The 19055-nt window shown below is 62.7% G+C and carries 20 protein-coding genes and 4 pseudogenes; 12 read left to right on the top strand and 12 right to left on the bottom strand.

Going from position 1 to position 19055, the window contains the following annotated elements; all coding sequences use genetic code 11:
* The first annotated feature begins 77 nt into the window (after positions 1 to 77).
* The 5 genes and pseudogenes from E3T40_RS08745 to E3T40_RS08725 all read left to right on the top strand — a co-directional run.
* Entirely contained in the window at positions 78 to 1346 is a 1269-nt protein-coding gene (locus E3T40_RS08745; RefSeq protein WP_233194031.1) for a sugar ABC transporter substrate-binding protein, read from the top strand.
* A 101-nt stretch (positions 1347 to 1447) separates the two neighbouring features.
* On the top strand, positions 1448 to 2308 hold the full coding sequence (locus E3T40_RS08740) for a carbohydrate ABC transporter permease (protein WP_241981720.1): 861 nt from the start codon (positions 1448 to 1450) through the stop codon (positions 2306 to 2308).
* 2 nt (positions 2309 to 2310) lie between these two features.
* Positions 2311 to 3132, top strand: coding sequence for a carbohydrate ABC transporter permease (locus E3T40_RS08735; protein ID WP_198411515.1), 822 nt, complete (start codon positions 2311 to 2313; stop codon positions 3130 to 3132).
* Between the two features lie 11 nt (positions 3133 to 3143).
* Positions 3144 to 4322 carry a glycoside hydrolase family 1 protein gene (locus tag E3T40_RS08730; protein WP_104171064.1) on the top strand — a complete coding sequence of 393 codons (1179 nt, stop codon included), beginning with the start codon at positions 3144 to 3146 and terminating at the stop codon, positions 4320 to 4322.
* A gap of 11 nt (positions 4323 to 4333) precedes the next feature.
* Positions 4334 to 4919, top strand: a pseudogene (locus E3T40_RS08725) (transposase domain-containing protein); the annotation flags it as partial.
* A 117-nt stretch (positions 4920 to 5036) separates the two neighbouring features.
* Here E3T40_RS08725 and E3T40_RS08720 read toward each other — a convergent pair.
* Positions 5037 to 5370 (bottom strand): annotated as a pseudogene (locus E3T40_RS08720) (transposase); the annotation flags it as partial.
* On the opposite strand from E3T40_RS08720, the gene E3T40_RS08715 reads away from it, so the two are divergent.
* Positions 5354 to 5782, top strand: a complete 429-nt coding sequence (locus tag E3T40_RS08715) for a TetR/AcrR family transcriptional regulator C-terminal domain-containing protein (RefSeq protein WP_134543155.1) — start codon at positions 5354 to 5356, stop codon at positions 5780 to 5782. The pseudogene E3T40_RS08720 and the gene E3T40_RS08715 overlap by 17 nt on opposite strands.
* 63 nt (positions 5783 to 5845) lie before the next feature.
* Here the strand turns inward: E3T40_RS08715 and E3T40_RS08710 are convergent, their stop codons facing one another.
* The 5 genes and pseudogenes from E3T40_RS08710 to E3T40_RS08690 form a co-directional block, all read right to left on the bottom strand.
* Complete coding sequence (locus E3T40_RS08710) at positions 5846 to 6499, bottom strand: MazG-like family protein (protein ID WP_134543154.1); 654 nt, start codon at positions 6497 to 6499, stop codon at positions 5846 to 5848.
* A complete protein-coding gene (locus tag E3T40_RS08705) occupies positions 6429 to 7172 on the bottom strand; it encodes a GPP34 family phosphoprotein (RefSeq protein WP_134543153.1) in 744 nt (247 codons plus the stop codon). Before E3T40_RS08705 ends, E3T40_RS08710 begins: the two co-directional genes overlap by 71 nt.
* A 449-nt stretch (positions 7173 to 7621) precedes the next feature.
* Complete coding sequence (locus tag E3T40_RS08700; protein WP_134543152.1) at positions 7622 to 8254, bottom strand: IS3 family transposase; 633 nt, start codon at positions 8252 to 8254, stop codon at positions 7622 to 7624.
* 20 nt (positions 8255 to 8274) lie between these two features.
* The gene (locus E3T40_RS08695; RefSeq protein WP_104194386.1) at positions 8275 to 8490 is read right to left on the bottom strand and encodes a DUF2945 domain-containing protein; all 216 of its coding nucleotides are present in this window, start codon (positions 8488 to 8490) and stop codon (positions 8275 to 8277) included.
* A 470-nt stretch (positions 8491 to 8960) separates the two neighbouring features.
* Positions 8961 to 9356, bottom strand: a pseudogene (locus E3T40_RS08690) (recombinase family protein); the annotation flags it as partial.
* Positions 9357 to 9916: 560 nt separating this feature from the next.
* Between E3T40_RS08690 and E3T40_RS08685 the strand changes: the two are divergent.
* Both E3T40_RS08685 and E3T40_RS08680 read left to right on the top strand, forming a co-directional pair.
* Positions 9917 to 10147, top strand: coding sequence for a PLD nuclease N-terminal domain-containing protein (locus tag E3T40_RS08685; RefSeq protein WP_104171058.1), 231 nt, complete (start codon positions 9917 to 9919; stop codon positions 10145 to 10147).
* A 266-nt stretch (positions 10148 to 10413) separates the two neighbouring features.
* Positions 10414 to 10911, top strand: coding sequence for a GNAT family N-acetyltransferase (locus E3T40_RS08680; RefSeq protein ID WP_255453812.1), 498 nt, complete (start codon positions 10414 to 10416; stop codon positions 10909 to 10911).
* Between the two features lie 68 nt (positions 10912 to 10979).
* Here the strand turns inward: E3T40_RS08680 and E3T40_RS08675 are convergent, their stop codons facing one another.
* Positions 10980 to 11618 carry a hypothetical protein gene (locus E3T40_RS08675; protein ID WP_134543151.1) on the bottom strand — a complete coding sequence of 213 codons (639 nt, stop codon included), beginning with the start codon at positions 11616 to 11618 and terminating at the stop codon, positions 10980 to 10982.
* A 639-nt stretch (positions 11619 to 12257) separates the two neighbouring features.
* On the opposite strand from E3T40_RS08675, the pseudogene E3T40_RS08665 reads away from it, so the two are divergent.
* A pseudogene (locus E3T40_RS08665) lies at positions 12258 to 12404 on the top strand (IS256 family transposase); the annotation flags it as partial.
* A 198-nt stretch (positions 12405 to 12602) separates the two neighbouring features.
* On the opposite strand, the gene E3T40_RS08660 reads toward E3T40_RS08665, so the two are convergent.
* The 4 genes from E3T40_RS08660 to E3T40_RS08645 all read right to left on the bottom strand — a co-directional run bounded on the left by E3T40_RS08660 (position 12603) and on the right by E3T40_RS08645 (position 16606).
* Positions 12603 to 13025, bottom strand: a complete 423-nt coding sequence (locus tag E3T40_RS08660; protein ID WP_104171056.1) for a DUF302 domain-containing protein — start codon at positions 13023 to 13025, stop codon at positions 12603 to 12605.
* A gap of 73 nt (positions 13026 to 13098) precedes the next feature.
* Positions 13099 to 13839, bottom strand: a complete 741-nt coding sequence (locus tag E3T40_RS17570) for a multicopper oxidase family protein (protein WP_370287903.1) — start codon at positions 13837 to 13839, stop codon at positions 13099 to 13101.
* Between the two features lie 18 nt (positions 13840 to 13857).
* The gene (locus tag E3T40_RS17565) at positions 13858 to 14373 is read right to left on the bottom strand and encodes a multicopper oxidase family protein (protein WP_370287906.1); all 516 of its coding nucleotides are present in this window, start codon (positions 14371 to 14373) and stop codon (positions 13858 to 13860) included.
* 1021 nt (positions 14374 to 15394) lie between these two features.
* Positions 15395 to 16606 carry an IS4 family transposase gene (locus tag E3T40_RS08645; RefSeq protein WP_134543150.1) on the bottom strand — a complete coding sequence of 404 codons (1212 nt, stop codon included), beginning with the start codon at positions 16604 to 16606 and terminating at the stop codon, positions 15395 to 15397.
* 112 nt (positions 16607 to 16718) lie between these two features.
* On the opposite strand from E3T40_RS08645, the gene E3T40_RS08640 reads away from it, so the two are divergent.
* The 3 genes from E3T40_RS08640 to E3T40_RS08630 all read left to right on the top strand — a co-directional run bounded on the left by E3T40_RS08640 (position 16719) and on the right by E3T40_RS08630 (position 18389).
* Positions 16719 to 16901, top strand: coding sequence for a hypothetical protein (locus E3T40_RS08640; protein WP_134543149.1), 183 nt, complete (start codon positions 16719 to 16721; stop codon positions 16899 to 16901).
* 100 nt (positions 16902 to 17001) lie between these two features.
* A complete protein-coding gene (locus E3T40_RS08635; RefSeq protein WP_134543148.1) occupies positions 17002 to 17568 on the top strand; it encodes a DUF2243 domain-containing protein in 567 nt (188 codons plus the stop codon).
* Positions 17568 to 18389 carry a cytochrome c oxidase assembly protein gene (locus E3T40_RS08630; RefSeq protein WP_104193593.1) on the top strand — a complete coding sequence of 274 codons (822 nt, stop codon included), beginning with the start codon at positions 17568 to 17570 and terminating at the stop codon, positions 18387 to 18389. Before E3T40_RS08635 ends, E3T40_RS08630 begins: the two co-directional genes overlap by 1 nt.
* A 242-nt stretch (positions 18390 to 18631) precedes the next feature.
* Here E3T40_RS08630 and E3T40_RS08625 read toward each other — a convergent pair.
* The coding region (locus tag E3T40_RS08625) for an IS3 family transposase (RefSeq protein WP_134543147.1) at positions 18632 to 19055 on the bottom strand (424 nt) is incomplete at its 5' end.

Here is a 19055-nt window from a genome sequence, read left to right as displayed (position 1 = left end):
GGCTTCACCCCTCTGCGGCCGTTACGAGCAGTCGCAACTCTGCCATACGGCAGGAGTCGAACCAATGGAGGCACGACATGAATCGATGGGGATCAATCGCGGCAATGGGCCTGGTGGGGGTTATCGCCCTGACCGGCTGTGGCCGTGCCGAGGGCGGGAGTACCGCCACGAGCGGCGCCGCAATCGACGACAGGCCGGCAACGGGCGAAGTCACGGTCTGGGCGATGGGCAACGAGGGCGAAGTGCTCGACCAGCTCGCGACCAAGTTCGAGGACGAGAATCCGGATGTCACGATCAACGTCACTGCGGTGCCGTGGGATTCCGCGCATGACCGCATCGCCACGTCGATCGCCGGCGGCGAGACCCCGGACATCTCGATGCTCGGCACGACCTGGGTCGGCGAGTTCGCTGCAACCGGCGCTCTCGAGCCCACCCCGGAAGGCCTCGTCGACGAGGCATCCTTCTTCGAGGGCTCTTGGAGCACGGCGGTCGTCGACGACGTCGCCTACGGTGTGCCGTGGTATGTCGACTCGCGTGTTCTCTACTACCGCACCGACCTCGCCGAGGCCGCCGGCGTCGAGGCGCCTACCACGTGGAGCGAGTACAAGGCCTTTGCCCTGGCGCTCAAGGGCGGCGGCGCCACGTCAGGCGTCTCCCTTCCGCCGGGCGGATTCGACTCCTGGCAGTACGTTGCCCCTCTCGCCTGGCAGGCCGGCGGCGATATCCTGAACGAGGATGGCACCGAGTTCACGTTCGACACCCCAGAGTGGGCCGAGGCGTTCGAGTTCTACAAGAGCTTCTTCGACGAGGGCGCCTCCGAGGCGGTTCGCCTCGAGGGCGGCGAGATCGAACAGAAGTTCATCGACGGATCGGTCGGCTCGTTCTTCAGCGGCCCGTTCCACGTCGGACTGCTCCGTGAGCAGGGCGGCCCGGACTTCGCCGACAAGTTCGCCGTCGCCCAGGTTCCCGGAGCCGACACCCGCACGAGCTTCACGGGAGGCGGCAACCTCGCCGTCTTCGGCGACAGCGAGAACCGTGACGCGTCGTGGAAGTTCGTGCGCTGGCTCAGCCAGCCCGAGACGCAGCTCGAGTGGTATGACATCTCCACCGACCTCCCCTCGGTGCAGTCCGCGTTCGAGGATCCGATCTTCGCCGACGACCCCTACCTGAGCGTGTTCGCCGCGCAGCTCGCCGACTCGAAGGCGCCGCCCGCGATCCCAACCTGGGCCCAGGTGTCTGCCGTCATTGACCAGGAGCTCGAGAAGGTCACGCGCGGTGACCAGACCGTCGACGCCGCACTCAAGACGATCCAGCAGCAGGCGGACACGATCGGCACCGGCAACTAGCCATGGCCGTCTTCGCACCAGAGACCGGGCGGGCGCCCTCACCGCGTCCGCCCGCGCCGCCTGCGCCGACGGCGCTTCGGCGCTTGCCCGGTCGGCGCAAGATGACCTGGATCGCGTGGGGCTTTGCCGCCCCGTTCATGATCCTGTTCGTGGTCTTCATGGCCGGCCCGATCTTCGCGTCCTTCGTGATGAGCTTCACCGACCTCACGACCCGCGACCTTCGATCGCCGTTCAACGTGAACTTCATCGGCCTCGAGAACTACCTAAACCTCTTTCAGGACCCCCGGTTTCTCAAGGCCCTCTCCAACACCGCGGTCTTTGTGATTGTGGGCGTCCCGCTCACGATCGTTCTCGCTCTGCTCGTGGCCCTCGCCCTGAACAACGGCATCAACAAGTTCCGCACCGTGTTCCGCGTGGGCTACTACGCTCCCGTCGTCACGAGCATCGTGGCGATCGCGATCGTCTGGAAGTTCATCCTCCAGCCGGATGGGTTGCTCAACGGGTTTCTCTCGATCTTCGGAGTCTCCGGCCCCAACTGGCTCGAAGACACCGCGTTCGCCCTCCCATCGCTCATTGCCATGGCGATCTGGCGCAACATCGGAACCCTCATGGTGATCTTCCTCGCCGGGCTCCAGGGCGTGGGGCAGGAGCAGGTCGAGGCAGCCATGATGGACGGCGCCGGTCCGGTTCAGCGATTCTTCAACGTCGTCGTGCCTGCCCTGCGACCGACCCTGCTGTTCGCGGCGGTCATCACGGGCATCGGGTTCCTGCAGTTCTTTGAGGAGCCCTTCGTGATGACGCGCGGAGGGCCGCTCGACGCGACCCTCTCGACCGCGATGTACACGTTCAACCAGTTCGGATTCGGCAACTACTCCTATGCCTCCGCAGCCAGTTACGTGCTGTTCCTCGGCATCGTTGTCCTGTCGCTCGTGCAGTTCCGATTCCTCCGACAGAAGGACTGACCATGATGAGACGCAAACCGAGATGGTGGCTCTACATCGTGCTCGTCACGGGGTTCGTCGCGATGATTTTCCCGTTCATCTGGATGCTACTCGGCTCGTTCAAGACAAACGCCGAGATCCGCAGCGCCCCACTGAACTTCTTCCCGGAGAACCCGACGCTCGAGAACTACGTGCAGCTCTTCGGGCGGCTCGACTTCACGACCTACTTCACCAACAGCGTTGTCGTCGCGGTTTTCGTGACGCTCGGCAACATCGTGTTCTCGTCAATGCTTGGCTACGCGCTCGCGAAGCTTGAGTTCGCCGGCAAGAAGGTGCTGTTCGGTCTTGTGCTCGGCACGCTCATGGTGCCGGGCGTCGTGACCTTCGTGCCGCTATTCGTGCTCACCTCGAACCTCGGCCTCGTGAACTCGTACCCCGGCCTCATCCTGCCGTTCCTGATCACGCCGCTCGGCGTGTTCCTGATGCGGCAGTTCATCCTGAGCCTTCCCGACGACATTATCGAGGCCGCCAGGATCGACGGCGCCAGTGAGTGGCGGATCTTCCTCCGGGTGATCATGCCGCTGTGCGGACCGGCCGTCGCAACCCTTGCGATCCTGACCTTCCTAGGCAGCTGGAACAACTTCCTCTGGCCGCTCGTCGTCGCGACGAGCGAGGACAAGTACACGCTTCCGGTCGCCCTCGCGCTCTATTCGGTCGGCCAGAACGCCTCGCAGTACGGCCTGATGATGGCGGGCGCCGTCGTGGTCGTAGTGCCCGTGCTCGCGATCTTCATCGCCCTGCAGCGCTACTTCGTTCAGGGCATCGCCCTGACCGGAATCAAATAGTAAGGAACACAATGACTTTTCCCAACGGATTCCTGTGGGGTGCCGCCACTGCACCGCACCAGGTCGAGGGCAACAACACTTCCAGCGACTGGTGGCTGCGCGAGCACGGGCGGCTGCCGAGCCCGCATCCAGTCGAGTCGCCGAGTGGCGATGCCGCGGACAGCTACCACCGCTACCCGGAGGACATGCGCCTGCTCGCCGACGCCGGGCTCACGAGCTACCGGTTCGGCATCGAGTGGGCCAGGATCGAGCCAGAGGAAGGCTTCGTCTCCCGGGCGCAGCTCGACCACTACCGCCGGATGATCGACACGGCGCTCGGCCTCGGACTCACGCCCATGGTCACACTGCACCACTTCACCAACCCCGCGTGGCTCGCGCGGGACGGCGACTGGCGCAACCCCGCGGTCGTCGACCGGTTCGCGCGTTTCGTCGAGTCGGCTCTGCCGATCCTCTCCGACGTCGACCTCGTCTGCACGATCAACGAGCCGAACATGGTCGCCATCATGGCGAACTCGCGCGAGGCGTTCCCGCACGTCGGCCTCCGGGCCGGCGACCCCGTCGTCACCGAGAACCTCATCGCCGGACACACGCGCGCGGTCGACATCCTGCGCGGCGCCGGCAAGCGCGCCGGGTGGTCGGTCGCGACGCAGGCCTACCAGCCAGAGCCGGGCGCCGAGCAGGCGGCCGACGACTACGGATACTCGCGCGAAGACGTCTTCATGGACGCAGCGCGCGGTGACGACTGGATCGGCATCCAGGCCTATACGCGCACGAAAATCGGCGCAAACGGGCCGATCGCGATTCCGGCTGCTGCGGAGCGCACCCTCACCGGCTGGGAGTACTACCCCGGAGCGATCGAATTCGGCATCCGCCGCTCCTGGCAGCGCAACGGTGGCGTACCGATCTACGTGACGGAGAACGGCATCGCGACCGCCGACGACGCGCGCCGCATCGACTACACGACGGGAGCGCTCGAGGGGATTCTGAGTGCCATCGCGGACGGCATCGACGTGCGCGGCTACCTGCACTGGAGCGCGCTCGACAACTACGAGTGGGGCAGCTACGCGCCCACCTTCGGGCTCATCGGCTGGGACGCCGAGACGTTCGAGCGCCACCCCAAGCCGAGCCTGGCGTGGCTCGGAGAGGTCGCCCGGGCCGGGCGGCTCTTAACCTCAACACCGTTCAGTTAAGCGTTCTCGTGTTGCGTTGTGGTTATGCGCGTACAGGGTGGGTGAAGCCGGTCTCTGACCGTCGGTTGTCGGATGTATTGTCGGTTAGTTTGTTGACCCGGGTGTTCCCGGCTGATGTCATCGACGAGGTGGTTCAGGCCGCGGGGCGGACTGAGCAGCGAAACCGGGCGTTGCCGGCGCGGGTGATGACGTATTTTTCAATCGGGATGGGCTTGTATGCCGAAGCGTCCTACGAGGACGTGTTTGCTCAGCTCACGGATGGGCTGTCGTGGTCGTCTGGTTGGTCCGAGGCGTATGCGCCGCCGTCGAAGTCCGCCATCTTTCAGGCGCGTCGGCGGCTGGGGTTTGAACTGGTTCGGGACCTGTTTGCCCGTGTCGCACAGCCGCTGGCAGGGCCTGACACGCCGGGGTCCTGATTGGCTGGATGGCGCTTGATGTCCATCGACGGAACGATCCTGGATCTGGCCGACAGCGTCGTAAATGCTGAGTTCTTTGGTCGCCCACCCGTCAGTCGCGGGGAGCAATCTTTTCCCGCAGGCACGGTTGGTGGCGTTGGCTGAGTGCGGAACGCATGCCAGTCTGGACGAGGTGATGGGTCCGTGCACGACGTCGAAAGAGCTTGCCAAGTGGTTTGTGTAAGTGTTTCGGAATTGGTTAGAGGTGGGGGTTGATTCGGTCTGGGTAGGCCAAGGCGAGCTGGTTGAGGGCGAGCTTTCAATTCGTGGTGATTTTGGCCTTCGACGAGGCGGCCTTCGGCCTTGCGTTTGGTCGTGCGGTTGCCTCCTCATTCCTTGGCTCGGTCGCGAGCGCGTTTGTCTTCGATGTTGCAGATCGCCAGCCAGAGCATCTTGATCGCGGCCTCATCGTTGGGGAAGTGACCGCGGTTCTTCGTCACCTTCCGCAGCTGGTAGTTCAACGACTCAATGCTGTTAGTCGTGTAAATCACGCGTCTCAAATCGGGTGGAAACGCGAGGAACGGAGTGAAGCGTTCCCACGCGTCCTCGAACGTTTTCACCGCTGCCGGGTACCGAATGCCCAGGGGTGATGACGCGGACGACGAAGCAGATCTCGCGCCCTACTTCATGCAATACGCCATGGACGAGATGCGAATCGTCATGACACCGAGGCTGCTCCGCCTACGACGCCTAGTGATCGGAGAGGTCAGCTGCTTCCCCGAACTGGCCCAAGCCCTATTCGAAAACGGTCCCCAACGATCGATCCAATCATTGGCCATCGTCATCTCCAAGCTCGTACAGCGCGGACTCCTGAGCGCACCGAGCCCAGCAGTAGCAGCCACGACCCTGAATTGGCTGGTACTCGCCGCGCCGGTCAACGAAGCCACGCTCCTGGGCGACGAGGCCATCCCGACTACCACCGGCATGAAGGCCCATGCAGCGGAGGCCACGCGCGTATTTCTCACCGCCTACGCCAGCGATACCGGTCTCGACGATCTGCGCTGAGACTGACGAGGAAGACTGGGAACACGCACTACCGGCCACAATGCGCCAACGCGATACCGCCGCTTAGCTTTGCGACTCACACACTTGTTCGGGGGTCTGTCGGACTGGTCTCCCGGCTGCAAGACAGACGTGCGCCCGTATGGATGGGCGCTTGGGCGAATTGACGTGGGGCAACATGGGGCATGGTCCTAGAGACTGGAACCCGCCGGGATATTGGGACGCACCGAGGGCCGCCACATCGTCGATGAGCAGCTCGTCGACGATGTCAGCGCGGGTGTGGGTGGCACCCTTCCGTGGGTTCGCGCCGATGCTCCCGATCATGGCTTTGATGACGTCGCCGCCCTCTTCATTGACGTTCGCGATCCGACCCCAGCGTCCGGCGGTATAGGCCGCGCCGACACCTGCAAATACCTGTCCCGCGGGCGGAGGGGCGAACGAACCGATGCTCGTGATCGTTCCCGCGACACCATCGGCGAGAGCCCACCTGTCGTCTGAGCTGACGTCGCCGTCCAACATCCCGTTGACGCCGGTAGCCATGTTGAGAACGCCCACACCGACCCCGAGAACACCGAAGCCCTTGCCGATCCGCGCTGTCTCCCGGCGAGGTGCTGAACAGATACTGCAGCTCGTGCACCAGAAACCGATGTCATCCACATTCGGGGACGCCGGCGTCGCGGGTAACGAAGACGCGGGGGTCATCGTTTCGGTATCGGTCATGTTCATCCTCTCCCGTGGAAAGTCGTACGGTCACGCACTCATTGCGATGTGGACATATGGCGGACGCCGCGAAGTATCGACGAGATGACGTCCCTCGTCGCTGGCGGGTACCAGTCCCCGGCGATGATCGACAGCAGACCCGTCTCTCCACGGTACGTGCCGTTGTTACGCAGCAGGTCGATGACCGCCCGATTCGGGGATCCGACACCGTTGCTGGCAGGGTCCGCGCCCGCGCCAGAACGGACTTGCGCTCGAGGAACACAGACTCGTCGGCGATCTCGAGTCGATCACGTCCGGTCGGATAGCCGCCGGTTTCGCGTACGACCCCGCGCTCGACCAGTGCCACATAGAGGTGGGGCACCACGGCGACAGTCACCGGCTGAAGCACCTTGTAGGTGAACGGGGGTCGTCGCCGAGCAGATACCACTGCAAGGGCATCCAACATGGCGGACCCGGTCGGCGAGTCGTCGACGACCACGAGGCGGGCGTTGTCAGCGGGCTCGGTTCGAAATCCGTCCTTCGGGTCTGTCAGGATGCGTCCTTCGAGCGCGAGTTCGATCAAAGCGCCGGCGCCCGGCATGATCTGGTCGGGTTCGAGCTGTCCCGGCCTCTGCTGGAGCATCAGCTGGATGTCTTCGGCGATGCTCGGCACCGACGTGGTGGCGTCTGTCATGGTCCTATTCTTTCAGGCCGACGGGGCAAGGTCACCATGGCCACGCATCCTCGACGAAGTCGCCTACTGCTTCGGCGCCATCAGAGACGGCATTTCCGACGTCCGATGCGACATCGGCTACGACCCTCGCCGTCGCCTGTCCGAAGTCGCCGATCTTGTCGATCTCCCGATTTGCCGAATCGGTGAATAGTCCCCAGCGGGAATGTCGCTGCTCAAGGTCGATGAGCTGCTGACTCTTTCTCCAGCGGACGGCCGAGGCTCATGGTTTGGCCCGGCGCCGGTGGATCGTGGGGCACGTGTCTCCGAACTCCTGGAGGGAGTTCGATAGATCGATGAGGTTCTCCAGCGACCGGCTGAGCCGGTGGAGTTTTTGTCACGACGAGCGGATCGCCGGTCCGGTTCGCTGAGCGAGCGCCTTGTGGCCTTGCCCCCGGTTAGTGGACACGGGGTTATGCGGCTTCAGCGAAGACCGCGTTTTGGTTTGAGTATTGCAGTTCGAAGTCGACGGGGCTGACCTGGCTGAGGGATGTGTGCCGGCGGCGGCGGTTGTAGCGGTCTTCGATCCAGGCGCCGACCTCTTTGGATGCTTTGTTTTTGCTGGGCCAGACGCGTCGATGGTAAAACTCGGTCTTGAGCGTGGCGAAGAAACTTTCCGCCATCGCGTTATCCCAGCAGACCCCGGTGTAGCCCATCAACCGGGTGATGCGGTGCTGTTTCGCGAACGCGGTGATCTGCGCTGACGGGGTGACACGATCGGAGTGGAAGATTACCTGCTCGGGCCGCTCACCGCGGAGCGCCATGGCCATGACCAGGGCGGTCTTGATGAGGTCGGTGCGGTCGGCGATGGCCCAGCCGATCGCGCGGCGCGAGTGCGCGTCGATCACGGTGGCCAAATAGAGCCACCCTTCCCAGGTCCTCAGATAAGTAATGTCGCCCAGCCAGACCTGGTTCAGGGCCCCGGTGTCCCACTGCCGTTTGATGACGTCGACCGGGTAGGCGTCCTCGGTTTGGCTGACCGTGGTGGTGCGCCAGCGTTTGGGGCTGATGCCCACCAACCCGAGGCGGCGCATGGTGCTGGCCACGGTCGCGCGCTCAGTTGCCCCTAACGTGGCGACAGCTTGCGAAGGGCACTGGCCTTATGCGCGGCTTCGGCATCCGTTTTCTCAGATTTCACGATAAACGCAGGGTCATCTTTCGAGGCGTGGAACGTTTTGCCCGCGAAGTCAAAATCGCTCGTCTTCTTCTCGATTACCTCCCCCTGAGTTCGCCCCTGAGACGTCGCCCAACTCACCCGGTCGCCTGTGCTGAAGTCTGTCATCCTTGAAGCATACGGACGGAGACGGACCTGGGCTAGAGGGGTGGGCTGAGTGTCATGTTCCTGTCTGTTCTAAGGAATGATCGTGCCCGCGCAATTCGTTTTCCACGCTTGATTTGCCACGCGCTCGTGACGGCGCTCGCTGAAATTCTCCAGTCCTGCTCACTGAAATTCCCCACTCCGGGTCGCTTCCGCACATAGAAGCGGGCCTTTCTCGAAACTGATGGTCTTCGACCACACACCAGCTTCAAGAAAGGCCCTACTCCTATGCTTTCAGAGGAGGACGACGTAGGTGGAGAACCGGCCAGTGCTGAGCCATTCCTCTATCCAGGGCCCTCGCTCGATGTCGTTGCCACAGCGCGCCCTGCGCAGCGTTTGGCCCTGGCGCCTGTTCCGCGCCAGGAAACGAGGTGCCGCGAACTCGTCCCACTCCCCCAGTTGCAGGCATGGCGCCTGCCTCAGCGGAGAATCTTTCAGACCTCGGCGCGGAGATAGGCGTAGACGGTTTCGCGGCTGATCCCAAAGTGTCGAGCGAGAGCAGCTTTCGGCACGCCGGCGGCGGCCTTCTCACGCAGCTCCGCGGCGCGGGCCGCGTCCAATGAGGGGGTGCGGCCGCGGTACACGCCACGCTTCTTAGCCAGGGCAATACCCTCGCGCTGACGTTCACGGATCAGGGACCGCTCGAACTCAGCAAAGGCTCCCATGACGTTATGGAGCAGGTTCGCCATCGCGTTGTCGTCACCGGTGAAGGAGATTTGCTCTTTCACGAACTCGGCTCGGACCTTCTTCGCGGTGAGCCGGCGCACGATCGAGCGGAGGTCGTCGAGGTTACGGGCAAGGCGATCCATGGAGTGCACGAGCACAGCGTTCTACGCAGGTCGGAGAAGCCCTCGGCAGGTGAACAGCCCATCAGGGTGAATACCGTGGCCGACACTGCGATTAACCACACAAACGCCCACTTGTCGGCCACTTTTCTCCCCTGATTGAGGCAAACCTATCGGTTTACGAAATCAAGCCACAAGGGGTCCTTGCGCGGGTAGCACCCTGGCCTTTTGCTCGAGACGCTTCCCCTGGCTTGCAATCGGCAGCGCGTTGCCCTGGACAGCCACCGAGTCGTAAGCTCGCGCTAGATAGCGCAATCGGATGCCCGCGAGTCGAGGGGCGGTCGAAATGGAATTCGGTTCTTTGTCTTGGTGGAACTTTTGGGTGGTCGTTCAGGTTTTCCTTTTGGTTGGGATCATCGTGGCTCTGGCGCTCTTCATCCGCTGGGGACGGCGCAAGAGCGCGATTCTTGAAGCAAACGAATCCACAAAAGGTCAGGGAGGCGCTGGCCACGGAAGGTAGTGGGAGGGAAGCACCGCGCGAAGGGTTCCGTAGACGCATCTTCACTGGGGCCCTATCTTGAAGTAGCCAAACGAACGGAACCGTCATGGACAATCCAGCCGCACTTGCAATCGCTCTCGCATCCGTCGTCGCAGTCCTCTACGGCGCTGCGATCGCGTACGCCATCGTCCAGATCGCGCGAACCCGCGACCTGTCCGAGGTGGAGAAAGTCCTCTGGATGATCGCCGTCGTATTCGCGCCTCTACTCGGCGCGCTCGTTTGGTATTTCGCCGGGCCACACCCATTCGGCCTTCGACTCACACGCCAGGTTCGATAGACCTCGACCTTCATTTCCCTTCGCGGAAGGGGTTCCCCGGTGGCACAGTGCATCAGCCCCAGCGAGCCGCGCTGGCGATGGTGTGCGAAGTAGCCAGACTGTTGTCATGCTCATTGATCACTGGCCCTTCGTCGGCTTGCACCTGAACACGGATCGACTCGAGCTTCACCTACCCACCGATGAGGAGTTGACCGAAGTCGCGTTGGTCGCCGCCGGGGGCGTCCATCAGCGCGGTGAGCGCCCCTACCTGACGCCGTGGACGGACTATTACCACCGAACGCACAGTGCACGTCATGAAGCAGCATTGGAGCCGCCGAGGCGATTGGAGCACGGACGCGTGGACCCTGGAACTCGCTGTTTTCCACGAGCAGCAACCCATCGGCATGGTTGCTCTCAGAGGGCGTGAGTTCTCAATCCTTCGCGAAGTCAAGACAGAATCCTGGCTCGGCGTCGAACATCACGGGAAAGGCCTGGGGACCGAGGCACGGTCCGCCCTATTGCACCTCGCCTTCGACGGCCTCGAAGCCGACGCTGCCTTGTCCGAGGTTGTCCAAGACAATCCAGCGTCACAAGGTGTCTCGCGAAAGCTTGGCTACAAGCACGATGGCATCTCCAGAGATGTACTCGATGGCCGAGCAGTCACCTCCGACCGACTGCGTCTGACACGTGAGGCGTGGGACGGGAGGCCGCGTCTCAAGGTGACGATGGCTGGCCTCTCGCCCTGCCTGCCGTTCTTCGGTGTGACACCTGGCCGACGAAACTAGACAATCCGTCACGACGGTGACGGCGAGGAGCTGCCGTCGTTCCAAAAGACCTTCCTGCAATCAGTCAATTAGGCGGAGGGTCGTCGCCAGGGTCTCGCGGAGATGCCGGCGCTGAGAGCGACGAAGACTGCGGCTGCCCCGGCTGTGGTGAGGAAGGTTGAACTCACTTTCCAGCTCTCGACGAGGAAGCCGCTGAGCGCGCTCCCAGCCGCTGCACCGACGTTGTGAGCGGTGTTCACCCACGTTGTTGACTCGGTCTGGCGGGTCGTCCCACCAAAATCGCTGGCCGTAAAATACGCCACGATCATGATCGGGGAAAGGAAGAGGCCAGCGGCCGAGATAACCAGTCCCAGGGAGATTGTCGACGTCGCGAGGCCAGCACCGGCTGAGGCCGTGATGAACAATATCGCCAGGATCACGAGTTGGCGCTGCGAGGACACCGTGATGTGAAGAGCGCCATAGGCAAGGCCTCCGACGGCGCTGTCGGCCGCGAACAGGGCGAGAACAACCCCCACGGCTGCGACATTACCGAGGGTGGCAATCATGGTCGGGACCGCAACGTAAATGGTGCCGACCACAAGGCCGACTGCCAGCACAGGCAGGAGCAGCGCGATGAATCGAGGTTCTGTGAGCAGGGGCGCAGCGCTGGCTACGTTCCTGCTTGACGCGTCGACCGGGGTCGCGGCCATCGCGGGAGAAGACATCATCAGAGCTGTCCCGACCAGAATCAGTGCGGCAGGGATGAGTAGGGCGGTACTTGGCTGGATGATGATTAAGAGCAAGCCGGACAAGGCGGGGCCGACAAGGTAGAGCAGACTGCATCCAGACTCAAAGCCTTTTTCAGGTGGCCTGGCATCGGGGTCAGCGATGCCCAGGCGACCTGCATTGTCGGGCCCAGCGGTGGAGCGAACGCGCCGAGGAGGCCGGCCACGGTCACGCATAACCAGACTGGTGCGCCCGAGCTCGTGAGCAGTGCGAGTGCGACCAAGCTCAACCCGAAAACGCTGCTGAGCAGGAGGAGGACAAGGCGGCGACCGAATCGATCGATGAGGCGGGCTCTGGCTGGTGCGAGGAAACCGGGGTAATCTTCATATTTCTCCTGTAAGGCATGGCGCGGGACATACTCAGATCTCTCGCGACCGGGGTGGCAGATTCGCCGGCGTCGGGTATTTAACTCTCAGCGAATCGACGTCGGCACCCGCCGAGATCCTTCCTCGCTGGACAGCGCTTGCTGACACTCTCCACGATGCGTTCACGTTTGATGACCAGTTCCGTATCGGCCAATGCCGCCATCACCGTGAACACCATCCCGCCATCGGCGTGCTCGTCGCCACGTTTCCCGGCCCATCGTGGTGAAGACCCGCGACGGGCAGATTGCCACCCGACCTTTCTCCCCGGCCAACGGCGTGACGCTGGCCGGGGAGAAAGACGTTCTGGGGCTGTGGGCTGGCACGAGCGGTGAGGGCGTCAGGTTGTGGATGTCCGTCCTGACCACGGGCTCCAAGAGATGAACGAGTAGGTCCCCGGCAGTTTTTTCAGCCTGTCACAGATCAGGAAGAACGTGATGGGCACGCTTGGGTTCTTGATGACCCTCTTCCCAGATAAACCCAGGAAAATAGCGCCGCTGAGCGTTGCTGTTCACAGATTCAGCGACAAAGTCCTGACCGTGCTTCAGCGGAGCGGATCGCATGTTACTTGCTGCTGTTTTCTTCTTGGAGAGCTGCTAGCGCGGCGAGAAGACGTTCATCGGCTTGATCAGCAACGTTCTGTATCCCTGGGGAATTGCTCAACTGGACCATGGTTTGTGCGTTGATGGCTTGCACCGTGGTGGTATTCGCTGATGGGCTGCGTCGGATGACGACGTTGCACGGAAGCAGCAATCCCATGTCGGGCTCTGCGTTGAGTGCTTGTTCGGCGAGGGCCGGGTTGCAGGCGCCCAGGATCAGGTAGTCGCCGAGTGACTGTGCGCTTTCCGCGCCGAGTTTCGTTTCGAAGGTCGCATGGACGTCGATTTCGGTAAGAACGCCGAATCCCTGGTTGGCGAGTTCTTCCCGCACTCTGGAGACGGATTCCTCGTAGGGCAGCGAGACGGTGATGGTGTGTGCGTAGTTCATTGGTTTCTCCTGATCCATTTTCTTGAACTGATGGTTGCAGCTGGTGTCAGTTTGCGGTGATGACTCCCATCATTCAACTGTCTTCGTGGTCGAGGATGTGGCAGTGGTACACGGTACGTCCGCTGAAGTCGTCAAACGCGATGCGTACACGCACGGTGCTGAGTGCCGGGATGTTCACGACGTCCTGCCACATGATGGTTTTGACGGGCTGGCCTGACTGTTCGATGATCTGCATCGGCCACACGTGCAGGTGCACGGGGTGATCGAGCGGGCTGGTATTTGTCAGCAACCAGTCCTCCACGCTGTCGAATTGCACGGTCGTGTCGACCCGGGTGGCATCGAATGCGCGGCCGTTGATCGTGGCTGACATCATGCCGCCATCCATTCCTCCGCCCATGCCGCTGCCTGTGTCCCCGCCCATTCCGCCGCCCATATTTCCGCCCATTCCCATCGCGAAGATTAGCTCGCGTCGGGCGGTTCCGGTAGCTGTGCGTAGGTCACGCGGAACGGGCTGACCGGGTATGGCGGCGACTGTGGCGACAACGTCACCGGCCACGATAAATGTGGCCAGCGCGATGTCGGCGGCGGCAGTGGAGCCTACGCCGCCCATCATCATTCCGCCGGATCTACCTCGGTCGTAGGTGTGGGCACGCAGTACGGAGGTGCCGATTGTGCCGGTGACGAGAAGGTCGGCCCGGTTCCCCGGGGCCAGCACGACCTCGTTGACTTCGTGCGCGGCTTCGAAACGTCCGGAGTCGATTCCGAGAAGGGACATCTGCTGCCCGTCGAGGCGCAGCCGCAGGTAGCGGGACACACAGGCATTGATGATGCGCTATCGTTCCCGTTCGCCAGGGCGGGCAGTCATGCTGGGGGTGAGTTGTCCGTTGACCAGGACGAGGTCTCCCTCGCGTCCGGACATTTTCTCCATCGCTGTGGCCGCTGGAATTGTTCCTGTGGAATCGAGGGTGATGTCGGAGACGACGAGGACGCGTTCCCGGCTGGCAGGGATGGGGTCGGGGTCTTCGACGATGATGGCGCCGTAGAGTCCGCCGAATACCTGATCGGCCACGAAACCGTGGTGGTGCGGGTGATACCACACGCCCGGCGGGTGATTGGCGGGCAGGTCGTACTGGTAATCAAAGGAGTCGCCGGCTGCGACGGTGACGAACATGTTGTCGCTGTCGTTCTCGGACGAGACGCGGAGGCCGTGCACGTGCAGGTTGCTTGGGTCTGCCAGACCATTGCGAAGGCTCACGCTGAGGGTATCTCCCGCTCGAACGCGCAGTGTGGGGCCGGGCACGCCACCATTGTAACTGGGCGCACGCACGTCACGGCCAGCGAGGGTCACCTGTTGGGGTGAAGACTCGAGGTCAACGGTGAGAGTGCCATTGACGCTTCGTAGCTCCGGGGGCTCCACGAGGTCGCTCCCGGACGGTGATGCCGGTGACGTAGTTGATGAGATCCGTTGATTGACGAAGAAACCCGTTCCGCCTACAGCCGTGCCTGCGATCCCCACCCCGCCGAGGATCAGGGCGCTACGGCGACTGAGATCGGGCACTACCGGTCCTCCTCGAGCACCCGTAGCTGATCACGCAACTGCTCCGCAGTGAGCTCCCCCCGAGCGAAACGCTCCTCAAGAATTTGCCTAGCACTGATCGAATCAGCTTGCCTCGGAGCGGATCGTGTGTCATCGCTTCCGGATTTGTTCGACAGTAAACGAACAATGACGTAAATGAGCACGGCGACGCCTGCAATAGCTAGCAGTCCGAATCCCCAGGACCATCCCATACTTCCGTTACCCCACATCATCTGAGTTCCTTCCGTTTACTAATCCGTAATGCCGTTATACCCCTAGAGGTATATAGTCTTAACTGGTAGATCGTACACGGCGTTGGCACGTGGAACGGCACGTACCTCACACACCGGTGCAACCCGCTGAAACTCACGCGACAAAAAGGGCCCAAACGCGAGGCTTTGACGGCTTCGAACTAGGCCCAGGGGTTGCGGGATATAGCTTGAGGCTATGACGACCGGGTGGAATCGGAAGACCATTGCTAGTGCCATGCTCGTCACTATCTTGACCTCGATCGGGGGACGCGCGCCTGCCAAGTGATGACGCTCTGGCGATAGGTCGCTGCTTTCCAGGATCCACTTGGGGACGCGCTAAGCCTCAATACCGTTCAGTTAAGTGTTTGAGTGGTGATTTCTGGCTCGTGGAGGGGTTGTGGCCAGTGCGTGTGGTGGAAGCGTTTGGCGGGCCACTTCGAGACTTGCGTTTGATGACGCGAGGGTGTGATCGCCGTCGTCGCGCGGGGTTCAGGCGCCGGACGAGGGCGAGGATGGCGTGGCGCCAGACCGCTTTGGCGTGGTCAGGCTGCGGAGGGGGAAAAAGCGCCCTGAGCGACAGAGCGGCGGGCGATGCGGAGTGCGGCAACGAAAGAGACCCGGTCGGGGTCACGGCGAGCGTGTTGGGCGGCCTCAACCATGAGCGTGCGGATCGCGTACTGGCAACAGAGGTGCCCCCAGATTTCCTGCTTGACCAGGTCGGGGGATTTGGACCGCATCACCATGCGCGGCCCGCGTTGGTGAGTTTTCAGCTCGTCGAACACGGACTCGATCTCCCACCGTTCGGAATACACGGTCGCGAGTTCTTCCGCTGAGGCTTCGCCCGGATCAAGGATCGTGGTCAGCAGCCGGTAGGCGTCAGGGTTGTCGCGTCCATCGTCGATCGTGAAGTCCACGACCCGCACGGTCAACGGTGGTGTCGATTGCCGCCCAGGGCCAGAGGTCGGGATGATCGTCGCCAGCCAAGAGCCGTCAGCGAGGGTCTCCAGATGCCTCGGACGAAGGTTCGTCTTGACCCGCCAAAGCAGGTCAGCGCCCGTCGCTGCTGCCTGAGCCCACAACCGGAAGCCGTAGACGCCCCGGTCGGCCAGGACCAGCATGCCCGGCGTGAAACGGCCTGCGAGCTCGCGGGAGAGTTCAATCTCCGACATCGTGCACGGTCCCATCACCGCGTCCAGAACGGCATGCGTTCCGCACTCCGCCAACGCCACCAGGCGCGCCTGCGGGAAAGCAGATTGCTCCCCCCGGCTGACCGGCGGCCGGCCAAAGAACTCCGCATTCACCACGCTGTCCGCCAGATCCAAGATTGTGCCGTCGATAGACATCAAACGCCGCCCCGCCAACCACGACCCCGGCGTGTCAGGCCCTGCCAACGGCCGCGCCACCCGGGCAAACAGGTCTCGCACCGGCTCAAACCCCAACCGCCGACGCGCCTGAAAAATGGCCGACTTCGACGGCGGCGCGTACGCCTCGGACCAGCCCGATGACCACGACAAACCATCCGTCAGCTGAGCAAACACATCCTCGTACGACGCTTCGGCATACAAACCCATCCCGATCGAGAAATACGCCATCACCCGCGCCGGCAACGCCCGGTTCCGCTGCTCAGTCCGGCCCGCGGCCTGAACCACCTCGTCGATGACAGCCGCAGGAAACACCCGGGTCAACAAACCAACCGACACCAAATCCGACAACCGGCGATCAGAGACCGGCTTTACCCACCCTGTACGCGCCATAGCCACAACGTAACACGAGAACGCTTAACTGAACGGTATTGCGCCTAGCCTCAATCCACCGGTCCGCCTTGAATGAGCGGCGGATTGAGGCTTCGTCATCGGCGGGCTAGGGATGTTGTCCGTGCTCGCCGAGCTGCACAGCAACATCCTGGCACCCCTTATTTCCGTTCTCACCGTTGACCTGAACTTCCTAGGAATCATCACCGCAGGTCTCTTCGCCCTCGTCTTACTCACTGTCTCCTTCCTGACGAGCACTCGTCGGGCTGCCGTGAAAGCTCAGGGACGTCAGCTTTGAGCGAGACCTCAATCCCGCAAGGGCGACTACCAAGTGAGCAGGGAACTGGACGACCGCACCGCGCGGTGCCATTCTGGTGTTGTATCAACCGAATGGAGATATGGTGGTCAACGCTTCAGGCGTGAATGTGGCGGAAACCCGCGCACAGCCCCGCGGGATCGGTCTACCTGGCACCATCCTCGGTATCGGGTTGGGTGGATTCGTCGATGGGATCCTGCTGCATCAGATCCTGCAGTGGCACCACATGCTCACCAGCGCCGCGACCGCGAACATTGATATCGGGTCCTACCCAGCGGATACGGTCCCCGGTCTGCAAATGAACACGCTTTGGGACGGGTTGTTCCATACGGTCACTTGGCTCGCGGTACTGATCGGGCTGGGAATGCTTTACTCTCGCGTCACCGGATCCCGCGGCCGCGTCTGGGCCTCACGCGTGCTCTGGGGCTGGATCCTGGTCGGGTGGGGAATATTCAACCTGGCTGAAGGCATCGTGGACCACCACATCCTGGGGGTCCATCACGTGATCAGCGGGGAGTTCCAAACCCTGGCCGATATCCTCTTCCTTGTCCTCGGCGCGTTACTCGTAATCGGCGGATGGCTGTTGCAGCGCATCGGGCGCCCCATCGATCTGACCGACCACAATGATCGAACGCACTCCTTGAGGTGATGTCCGACACGCACGAGGCTCACGCCGGCCACGCCGCCACCGCCTTGGGGACGGCGGTTCCGCTGATCCTCATCGCCGCAGTAGCGCTCGGATACGTTCTTCTCGCTCATAACCGCGGTAAGGAACCACGCGGGTGGAGCAGCTGGCGGACCGCAAGATTCCTCACCGGCTGCACTCTCCTCGCCCTGGGCTTATCCCCGCAGACCTCTCCATTTCCTCTCGGCGGGCTTCCCACTCACATGTACCAGCACCTGCTCATCGGGATGTACGCGCCCATCGGGCTGGTCCTTGGCGCACCCATAACCCTTCTGCTCCGGTCCGTACCCCGACGTCAAAGCAAGCTCATTGGACGCATTCTCCGAGCCCGGCCCATGCACCTCATCGCCCACCCCGTCACCGCATTGGCCCTCAATCTCGGAGGTCTGGCCGTGCTGTACTTCACCCCTCTCTTCACCGCCGCGTCTAACGCCCCTGTCCTTCACCACCTCGTGCACCTGCACTTCCTCGCGGCCGGCTACCTGTTCGCCTGGGTCATCTCGGGCCCGGATCCCGCGCCCCGACGACCGTCCGTGCCCGCCCGGCTGGTGATATTGGGCGTCGCGATCGCCGGCCACGCGATCATCTCCCAACTCCTCTACGCCGGGCTGTTCGTCCAGGTCCCCGCGTCCGCGTCCGAGTTCCGGCAGGCCGGAGAACTCATGTACTACGGAGGAGACCTCGCAGAACTTCTCCTCGCATTCGCCCTCGTCTCCACCTGGCGGCCACAGCACCGGCGCCAACTCGCACATCGCAATCAGGCGCAACCGAGCACTGTCAGTTAAACGGAACTCCCCGTCGTCTGCGCGTCGTTGTCTGGTCTGGGACTTTCCTACAACCGGCGGCCGTAGTCGCTCACATCTTCCGGATGGAGCCAGGCCGCGCAACGATCGGCCGACACCATCTTTCGTTGGACGCTTCCGATTGTTTGACCCGTAGAGGGTGGGCAAGATGCGGCCGGCGTGCTGCAGTGGACAGCAACAGCGGACCCATCACCATGGCCTTGACCCCGGAGAGTGGACACGGGTTAAGCGGCAAGTTGGATCTCTGCGGCCTGTGACGAGTATTGCATCTCGAAGTCCACCGGGGTGACATGCCCGATCGAGGAATGCCGCCGGCGGCGGTTGTAGCGGTCCTCGATCCACGCCGCGACGCCGCGGATCGCGCGCGCCCGGGTGGGCCAGATACGACGGTAGTAAAACTCTGTTTTCAAGGTCGCGAAGAAGCTCTCGGCCATGGCGTTGTCCCAGCAAATTCCGGTGTGTCCCATCGACCGGGTAATGCCATGTGCGGCAGCGAACTCGGTGATCTGCTCCGACGCGTATTGGGTGCCGCGATCGGAGTGGAAGATTACCTGCTCGGGCCGCTTACCGCGGAGAGCCATGGCCATGACCAGGGCGTCCTGGATGAGGTCGGTGCGCATGTGATCGGCGATGACCCAGCCGATCACG

The organism is Cryobacterium sp. TMT1-19, assembly GCF_004403055.1.
GTDB lineage: Bacteria > Actinomycetota > Actinomycetes > Actinomycetales > Microbacteriaceae > Cryobacterium > Cryobacterium sandaracinum.
The sequence above is the reverse complement of the archived record's forward strand: the minus strand, read 5'-3'. Positions and strand labels throughout refer to the sequence as shown.